Origin of the sequence: Enterovibrio nigricans DSM 22720 (assembly GCF_900167155.1) — a bacterium.
In the GTDB taxonomy this organism is placed as follows: Bacteria; Pseudomonadota; Gammaproteobacteria; order Enterobacterales; family Vibrionaceae; genus Enterovibrio; species Enterovibrio nigricans.
On sequence record NZ_FUXU01000115.1, the window covers coordinates 1 to 8,491 of the forward strand.

An 8,491-nucleotide genomic window follows, 5' to 3' on the forward strand; every position below is an offset into this window, starting at 1 on the left:
TAGCCATTACTACCGCACTGATGGTGAAACGCATTTTCTCTATGCCATTGAGAGCGCTACAAGGTTTTCTAGACTCTGTTTTTAAGCTGGCTAACATCCCGCTTGTTTGCCCGCACTACACCTGTATAAGCCGCCGAGCTAAGGAAGTTGAGGTTTCATTTAAAACCAAAACCAGAGGAGCAATACAACACCCGGCAATTGAAGCCACTGGCCTCAAGGTTTATGGCGAGGGTGAATGGAAGGTCAAGAAGCATGGTACTGATGGGAAGCGCATCTTCAGCGTATTTCACAGCACGATTGCGCACGTCTGTGGTCAGCTTTTCACGATATAAAAGCCAAAGCTTTGAACCCCATGGGGCATCGTAAAATGAATCACCAGGCCAGCCACGAAGGTTACGTGAGTTATCCGGTAACGTATCTGACTCTTGTGCGCGCGCATCGGTAAACAATGAGATCAAAACGAGGGCGGAAACAGTGTCGTTTTCGACACGCTCGCCCTCGATAATCACTCCGGTGTTTTTCATCATGTCGAACACGATGCTCACGCTCATAGCTAACCCACTGGTATTGAAGTATTCCTGTTCTCTGCGTCTTTGTGTAAGTGACCAAGGTATCTGAAGCCGCCAGCCATAAGGTCTGAGCCGCTAATCATGCTTGAGGAGGTAATGCCGCCTGTAGCAAAAATACCGAGGTCAGTTGAAATGCCACCTGTGACATGCAAAGGACCTTGAACTAATGTTTGTGGGGAAATAATAGTGCAGGAGTTTAGCGCTTCAAAAATAACGTCAGTTGCTGAAACGACTAACTTTCCATCTTTGGTTAAGCGGAGATTGTGACCTTCTAAATGGTAAAGAAAAACATCGTGTTTTACACCCTTTGGGCGACATTTTTTATCTTCTACAGCTAGAGCAACTAAGTCTGCTACGTTACCACCAAGCGCCGCAACAATGGCCTCACTGCTGTCTGGTGGGAATGAACTCATCCCGTAGTTTTGAAAGCGCTCTATATTGTCACCGGATTCGCCTGCGTGCATCTTTAGTTGCAGGTTTTGACGCTGTAAGTCTTCAACAATACCGGTTACTAACGCTCGTGTGACCATGCCTGTAATGCGACGACGAATAGGTGCAAGTAATCTGTCAATGTAACGAGCTGTTATCATGAATTAACCTTCCAACTTGATTTAATTTCAGTGTCTTTGACCACTTGAGCTGGAATATCGAACGCCTCTGGTTTCACAACACTCAAAACAGCTAAACGACCGTCGTCACCAGCACTAAACATTACAGACGAAATCAACATCTCTTCATCTAACCCTAAAATCTCATCTTGCACAGGAACGGTGGTATTGAAGTTCCAAAGTTTACCCGTTTGGGGGATACGCCAGCCTGTTACGGTGTACTCTGCACCGTTGGATTTAGCGATACTTCGCTGGCGTTCCCATTGACCACGTTTTGCAGCCCCTTCCGCCGTTGTCACTTCTTCATTGACAATAATCATCGGTCGATAACGATGGATTTCATTATCTTTGATGCTCGCCTCGATACCGCCAACAGCTATCGGCGCGGCAACATCCCAATCACCAAATGATGCGCCAACCGCTTTAATCTTATAATGGCTAAAACGCTGACGGTAACTAAAGCGACCACGTGCCGCGAGCACATTCTCACCCAAGATTAGAGCCACGCCTGCTCGAACAGTGCTTCTACGGGTAATAACCAAATTGCCGTAAGCATCACTGGTTAGCAGCACTCCACGCTGACGAGCAAGGCGTGTTAATAACTCGTGAGGGGTTTCACCTTGCTCTATTTGAACGCGAGGAAAGGCTTCACCGACGTCCGTTTGAATGATGACGTCAATACTAAAAGGCTTGCACACAATTTTAGCAATCTGGGCTAAGTCTAAGTTGTTGAGCTGGCCTGACGGCTGGTCAATTGAACAATCAATAAGGTCAGAGGTTTTATCACGGCCATTAACTGAAATAATCACCTTGTTGGCGTCATAACTTGGAACCCAGTCATCCACATAGCCCGTAATCACTCGCTCTCCGCCAATCTCCACAACGCAAGGTTGACCCTCTTTGATTGGCTTCATAAACGCTTTGTATTGCGCGTCAGAGCCTTTCCACTTCCACGTCAGTTCTAAATCAAACGAGCCAGACATTGCTTCTAGTGAGCGTGTCACATTGACCTTTGTCCAGCCCCCATAAACCTGACCGCCTGCTTTCAATACGACATCATCATTCATGAATCACCTCTATCGTTTGAGACGGTAAGATAAACGCCGGATTAGATAAACCATTACGACGAACGATACTTTGGCGTGTTTCGGTATTTCCTGTTTCTTGCCAAGCTATCAAAGAGACTGGCGCTGTTGTCGTGCCGCGATAAAGCTTCAACTGAGGTAATTGCTCTGCACGTGCGCGTGTATCTGCTAGCACTGCTTGACGAAGTGCACGAAACTGTCGCCAGACTGACGAATCACCACGCTCAACGGCATCAGCCGATAACTCTGCAAGCTTGTTCGCAATATCATGACCAATTGAGGTTAATTGCTGGCCTGTTAATGCCACCTGACGTTCAGCTCCAGACAAGCTTTTAATTTGTTCTTCTTGGTCTACAAGAGGGACACTAATATCAGCATTACCCATTGCTGCCGCTTTCGATACGATCGCTGAATTTAAGATAAGGTGCTTAAAGGCTTGCGCATTATTTAACACCGCTTGCTGCTTAGTTGGGTTTGCAACGCTCGATACCGAACTGGCTTTACCATCTTTGCTTTCAATGTTACGACTTAATCCACCCGTAACCGCTAATTCTGCTCGCATACCATTCCAGCGGTTCTCGACGTTCTGGTAAACATCAAGCGCTCGCATTGGATCCATCACAACACTTTTGACATTTTCCAGTAAGCCCATAGTTTCACGAGCCAGCTCACCAGGATAAGCCAATAGATTGCCGAGCGAATCTTTTGCACGCATTAGGCGGTCAGTCCATTCACGAAGGTCAGCAGGTAGAGAGGGTAAGCCACGGGTGAACTCATCCATATCATCGAAAAATTGATCGACCATGTCGCCAACGCCTTCCGTTGCGGTTTCATCGAACTTATCTTCAAATGCACCATTGGCAGCATCTTGCGCTTTCGCGGATTCAGTTTGAACTTGGTTCGCCGTATCACGCTTAGCAGTTGGGAATAGGTTTTCGCCAACCTCAAACACTTCAAAACTAAAGGTTGCCAAACCATCGACTTTATTAACCAGCTTATGGCTAACCTTGCCGATTTGTACTTTACGAATGCCAAACCAAGGATGCACAAATTCACACGGCCCTGGTTTATTCAATGCTTCTAAAATGGCTTTAAGTTCAGTGAAGTAATCTTCACCTACACATCGGCCATTAATGCGCTCTTGCGTTAAAACCTTGCCGTTATCTTCGGTGTAACCCAATTCTTTTTTTGGATACGCATGGGGGATAGCGCGGCGGCCAGATTCGCCATCGGCCTCATCGAGATAAAATTCAACCCCACGAACTGAGGCCATTAAACGCTCTTCAAATGACATTTACAGCCTCTTTAATTTATGCCCGTATCGGGATCAATTTGAATGCCTGGAATAGATTTCTCTGGCGTGACCTTAATACGATCGTCTGACACTTCTATTTTTAACTTCACATTCCCAGCAGGGGATTGACCTGCCATGCTCCAAACAGAATTTGAGTTTGCAAACGCAGAGTTATAGCGCTTCATTGCCGCTTCAATTTCCGGCGTAACTTTTTTCTGCTTAGTAGGAGGCACAAAGTTATTCGGTAAAAACATGGGATTATTAGGATCGTATTCTTTGGCAGAACCTAACATTAAAAGCGCCGCCGCAGGGCCACCCGTCCGCGCCGCTCCTTTAGCGTAAGGCGCAGCTAAATCAAAAGCGCTATTTGCCGCTAATAGTGAACGCGACCACCAACTGGCTTTACCTTTAGTTTTTGAAGGATTCTTTCCGTCAACATCGGGCCCGCCAAAACCACCATTTGGCATATTAACTACATAGACAGGGGCAGCACCAAGCGCACTGGCAGCCTTACTCGCTGCGCCAGCTTTGCCGCCTCGAAGTTTATCGACGGCCCAACCACCAACCGCAGCGCCACCTTTTAATACCGGAGCACTAATTCGAATCGCTTTATTTAAGGCGTATACAGAAGCAAGTATTTTCGCCAAATTACCAAAACCACCCACAGCCTCTATAAGCTCAGCTGTCATGTTCGTAATTTGTCGAATAACAGGCATAATATCTTGACCTGCTTCTTTTATTTCTCTTGCCGCATCAGCCGCCGCTTTAAAGCCATCGACAAGATCCTTACCAACACTTTTAACAAAGTCGTCGTATTCACCATTTTTTTTCATCTCGTCCAGCATAGACAGAAAATCACCGAGCTCATCTTTTAGACCGTCAAATAGACCTTCACTCATGACATCTTTTTTAAATATGGCCCAATGGTCTCCCATGTTGGAGACCATGCCGTTCCATGTTTTCATCTGCTCTTTAGCGGAACCTTCCGAAGCTTTCCCCATTTCATCAATTAAACGACGAATAGTGTCACGGCCAAGCTCTCCTTTTGAAGCCATGTCCTGTAGTTGAGCGGCCGTAAAACCAAGTCCATTGTTGTGACCTAGCTCTTTACTGGCTTTAACTAAATAATCCCAAACAGGAACGCCACGCTCTAGCAGTTGTAGTGCTTCCTCACCTTGGAGTTTCCCCTTAGTCCAAGCTTGTCCAAGAGCCAGTGATATACCTTCAATGGTTTCTGCTGTACCGCCCATCATCGCGGCTTGGTCTGCAATGGCTTGCATCGTGCCATCCATAGGATCCAGACCAAATGCTTTAAGCTTTACAAAAGATTGCGTCACTTCATTAACCGCATAAGGCGTGTCTTGTGTGAACTGTTCAATCCATGCCATCGCCTTTGCGCCACCTTCTTCTGAGCCTTGAAGTTGGTTTAACATGATCTGGTATCGCTCAAACTCTGCTGCCGTTTTGATAAAAGTACGCTCAAACGCAACGGCAACCGCACCTGCGCCAATAATGGTGCGATTGCCGACGGTATCGATACCTTGACTGGCTGCTTTTGCTGATTTTGACATCATGTCAAATGTCTTTTGACTTTGAGAGCCAAGCGCTGAAACCTGATTGGAATATTGGCGAGCTTTCGAAGCTAAGTTACCCGATAGGTTTAATACGATATCGGTAATGAGTTGCTTACTCATTTTTGGCATCCTCAGTCAATGACGCTAGAAAATCGAACACGTGGCGTACGGGCATTTGTTTTAAATCGCTAACCGGATATCTTGCACCAAGATTAAACAGCAAGACTTTCAGCGGCTGGGTTAGCGATTTCATCTCGCCCCCGTTCTTCAATTTCCTCCATCATTTCAGCTGGCATCATTGCCTTATCAAGTTCAGCCGCTTTGCGCTGAACAAGAGCAAAATCAGAGGAGGTTAATTTAAGTAATTCCTTGAAACGGAAAGGGCCTTGAATTACACCAATGTATTCCACCTGACGACAAAGCAGCTCCATACCCATTTGCACATCGCTGGTATAGGCATATGGACGATTATCAATAATGCTTATTTTCTCAGAAGCTAATTGGGCTTCGAAAATATCCGTGGGAGTCAGCTCTCGAAGACCAACTTCAAAGTGGGTTGATTCACCCACTTTGTAGCCATCTTCTAACTCAAAAGTTAAAACGGCCATTAAACTTTCTCCACCTTATGCCCGCGAAAAGTACCCGTAATATCGCCTGAGTCAGATAGTTGGAATGGCTCTTGTGGGCCAGCGCCTGTCATCATGTAATCAACACCGTTATTACCTTCCCATGTCATCGTGGCATTTCGAATGCTGTTAATCTCAATAACATCGACATCTTCATCAGCCGCAATCACAACTGAGATTGTTGGTGGAGTAAACTCTTCAGAGTCACCCCAAACTCGACCAGGCCCAACATGAGGGTCAGCGTGTAACCACCAGGATTTAAGGTTGAGCCTTTTTTTGTCTTCAATTGCTTGCCATTACTGCGAATGACAACTTCACCAAGAATTTTACCCATTTCAAAACCTTCCGATTACAGTTTGAATTGTTGTAGTGCCGCAAAGACGCGGAACTGATTAACGATGTTTGGATTAAACACACAGTTGAGGCGGTTTTTATCGCTTGTGTCTCGATACACATTTAGCGTGTCTTTAAAGCCAGCTAAGTCTTCAAGTAACCCTTTAGGCACCCAATCTGTTGTCGCTAGCTCAATGATGGTATTACGCATGATTTTTGGCGTAACCACAGGCTGAGCAGGGTCAAGTAGATCTAATACATCATCACCAGCGAGCTTGTGGCGAGGGAAGCGATTCGTCACCATCGTTTTCAGTGAGTAACGCATATAGCCCAACGTCGCAGGGGTTGTGATATCAAGATAACTAGGGTCTGGGTCGCCATAGCTATTGAGGCGATACATAGACACTTCACGCTCGATCGCAATCTCGTTGCCTGGAGTTACCATGTAGGTAGCAATACCATCACGAAGTAACAGATTACGCTCGGTGTTATCCCATTGGTCATTTTTAGCCGGTGGCAATAAACCTCTTAATACTAATGTTTGAAGAGGACGCGCGGGGTCAATGCCTAATGAGTACGATGCTTGAGCACAATAAGCTGCACCAAATTCCCATGGAGCATGAGGCGAGCGGTTTGTTCCCATGCAGGTAAAGAGGAAGTCATTACGACTTTGACCATAAGCACCTGTTTCAGCAAACGTACCGCGATGCGCTGTATACGCAATACCTTCAATCATTTTGAGAGGCCCCCATCGATTCATCAGTTCATCGCGCAGTGCGTTCATTGATTGTGTGTCGTTGTATGGCGTTACCATATGGTTAAACCATTCGTCAGGGATAGCAGCCACGATAGCGTTCATATCAGGCGAACCTTGACCACCTGTCATGGTTTTAATTGTGAGAGTCACACCACCTGGTAGCACTTCACCATCGTAATAGTTCACTCGAATATCGATGTCGTTGCCTGTAATACCTTTCCATTTACAGGTCAGCTCCACCGTATCAGTTGCGCCAGATTTAAGCGCGGCAGTGATAGGTAAATGCTGGTTGCTTTTTACATTTTGAATGTTTGCAACGATTGCCGCAGCTATCGCTTGGGCATCATCACCTTCACGAACGAGAACTTGAACGCTTTTACCTGCGATCAACAAGTACAGAATGCCACTCTTAGCGACGCTTGCTGCTACAACAATTTCACACTTCGCCGCTGTACCTTCAAAATCGGAAACACCTAAAGCGTATACGTCAGTGTATTGGTTGTTTTTACGGAAAGTTTTCAGCTCAGAAGAGAGCATTGCACCTTTGCCATAGAGTTCATCCATTTTGCTTTCGCTTGTTGTGATACGCGAAAGCGTTAACGGCGTAGCTTGACCTGTGCTTAGCTGCTGGCCTATCACCAACACCTTTTGACTTAGTGCAGGTGTACCACTGTTGGCTTGGCTGTTATCGATATCGATATAGACCAAAGGTAATAGAATATCGTTAGGGATAGTACCGAGTGACATTATGCGTCTCCTTCAGACTCAGACGTTTGCGCTTCTTGCTCTTCTTGCTCTTCTAATTGAGCGTCCGCTTTTGCTTTCGCCTCTGCTGCTTTTTTAAGTTCGTCTTGATATTTTTTTAAAGCTGTTCCGTCGAGTTCTTTTACATCGCCATCATTTAATCGACGAACCCAAAAAGAGCTACGCTCGACAAATTCCCCTTGTGCATCAAGAAATTCACCATCCGACTTACGTACAGGGATATCTTCTTTAGTTGGGATTAAAAATACAGTCATGACTTGCTCCTAAAATGAATCCGGTTGCGCTACGCTACGAACCATAGCCATAATGCCCTGTTGTAAGTGGTCTTCAGCAATGGACACCCAACGCTGATCAACTGCATCACCTTGGCTCTTTGCCTTTTCAACCATTTCTTTCAAGCTTTCACCCATTGCTTTAATGGCGTTCATGTCATCAATTTCGGCTTGCGTTAAATCACGATAGCCTTTGATTTTTTTGTGTTGGTTATCCATTGAATACACCTTTTTCTTGTTGAGGTAATGACACGTTGCCTTCAATGGCCGGAGTGCCGTCTTTAATTTCGCCTTGGCTTTGTTGCTTAAATCGATGGAACTAAATCTAGAAGCTACGATCTGATCGGCTACACCCATCAATCGTCGTAGTCTCATGTCTAAACCTCGTTACAAAACAACTAACTGGAAGCAGTACAACAAAGCCTTAATCAACCGTGGTTCTCTGACCTTTTGGATTGATGAGGAAACGATAGCTGAGTGGAAACAAAACAAACAAGGCAAGCGTGGTAGACCTCGCCGATTCAGCGACTTAGCCATTACTACCGCACTGATGGTGAAACGCATTTTCTCTATGCCATTGAGAGCGCTACAAGGTTTTCTAGACTCTG

General features: G+C 45.7%; 12 protein-coding genes and 1 pseudogene. 2 read left to right on the plus strand and 11 right to left on the minus strand.

The window, feature by feature from the left end; genetic code table 11:
• Nucleotides 1-272 (plus strand): annotated as a pseudogene (locus tag B5D35_RS21435) (transposase); the annotation flags it as partial.
• On the opposite strand, the gene B5D35_RS21440 reads toward B5D35_RS21435, so the two are convergent.
• The 11 genes from B5D35_RS21440 to B5D35_RS25080 form a co-directional block, all read right to left on the minus strand.
• A complete protein-coding gene (locus B5D35_RS21440) occupies nucleotides 156-551 on the minus strand; it encodes a phage GP46 family protein (RefSeq protein WP_078754512.1) in 396 nt (131 codons plus the stop codon). The pseudogene B5D35_RS21435 and the gene B5D35_RS21440 sit on opposite strands and share 117 nt — an antisense overlap.
• A 2-nt stretch (nucleotides 552-553) precedes the next feature.
• Nucleotides 554-1,159 carry a phage baseplate assembly protein V gene (locus B5D35_RS21445; protein WP_078754513.1) on the minus strand — a complete coding sequence of 202 codons (606 nt, stop codon included), beginning with the start codon at nucleotides 1,157-1,159 and terminating at the stop codon, nucleotides 554-556.
• Nucleotides 1,156-2,244 (minus strand): phage baseplate assembly protein, encoded by a 1,089-nt coding sequence (locus B5D35_RS21450; protein ID WP_078754514.1) that lies wholly within the window; start codon nucleotides 2,242-2,244, stop codon nucleotides 1,156-1,158. Before B5D35_RS21450 ends, B5D35_RS21445 begins: the two co-directional genes overlap by 4 nt.
• The gene (locus B5D35_RS21455) at nucleotides 2,237-3,556 is read right to left on the minus strand and encodes a DNA circularization protein (RefSeq protein ID WP_078754515.1); all 1,320 of its coding nucleotides are present in this window, start codon (nucleotides 3,554-3,556) and stop codon (nucleotides 2,237-2,239) included. Before B5D35_RS21455 ends, B5D35_RS21450 begins: the two co-directional genes overlap by 8 nt.
• An 11-nt stretch (nucleotides 3,557-3,567) precedes the next feature.
• Entirely contained in the window at nucleotides 3,568-5,250 is a 1,683-nt protein-coding gene (locus tag B5D35_RS25555) for a tape measure protein (RefSeq protein ID WP_139367825.1), read from the minus strand.
• 92 nt (nucleotides 5,251-5,342) lie between these two features.
• The gene (locus B5D35_RS21465; RefSeq protein WP_078754516.1) at nucleotides 5,343-5,738 is read right to left on the minus strand and encodes a phage tail assembly protein; all 396 of its coding nucleotides are present in this window, start codon (nucleotides 5,736-5,738) and stop codon (nucleotides 5,343-5,345) included.
• Nucleotides 5,738-5,935, minus strand: a complete 198-nt coding sequence (locus tag B5D35_RS25320) for a phage tail tube protein (protein ID WP_269809172.1) — start codon at nucleotides 5,933-5,935, stop codon at nucleotides 5,738-5,740. The genes B5D35_RS21465 and B5D35_RS25320 overlap by 1 nt, the downstream gene beginning before the upstream one ends.
• Nucleotides 5,923-6,090: a phage tail tube protein gene (locus B5D35_RS25325; protein ID WP_269809170.1), complete on the minus strand. Its 168-nt coding sequence runs from the start codon at nucleotides 6,088-6,090 to the stop codon at nucleotides 5,923-5,925. The genes B5D35_RS25320 and B5D35_RS25325 overlap by 13 nt, the downstream gene beginning before the upstream one ends.
• A 15-nt stretch (nucleotides 6,091-6,105) precedes the next feature.
• Complete coding sequence (locus B5D35_RS21475) at nucleotides 6,106-7,593, minus strand: phage tail sheath subtilisin-like domain-containing protein (protein WP_078754517.1); 1,488 nt, start codon at nucleotides 7,591-7,593, stop codon at nucleotides 6,106-6,108.
• A complete protein-coding gene (locus tag B5D35_RS21480; RefSeq protein ID WP_078754518.1) occupies nucleotides 7,593-7,865 on the minus strand; it encodes a DUF2635 domain-containing protein in 273 nt (90 codons plus the stop codon). Before B5D35_RS21480 ends, B5D35_RS21475 begins: the two co-directional genes overlap by 1 nt.
• Nucleotides 7,866-7,874: 9 nt before the next feature.
• Nucleotides 7,875-8,258 (minus strand): Acb2/Tad1 domain-containing protein, encoded by a 384-nt coding sequence (locus tag B5D35_RS25080; RefSeq protein WP_244556698.1) that lies wholly within the window; start codon nucleotides 8,256-8,258, stop codon nucleotides 7,875-7,877.
• On the opposite strand from B5D35_RS25080, the gene B5D35_RS21490 reads away from it, so the two are divergent.
• On the plus strand, nucleotides 8,257-8,491 hold a 235-nt coding region (locus tag B5D35_RS21490), incomplete at its 3' end, for a transposase (protein ID WP_170915189.1). The two genes, B5D35_RS25080 and B5D35_RS21490, sit on opposite strands and share 2 nt — an antisense overlap.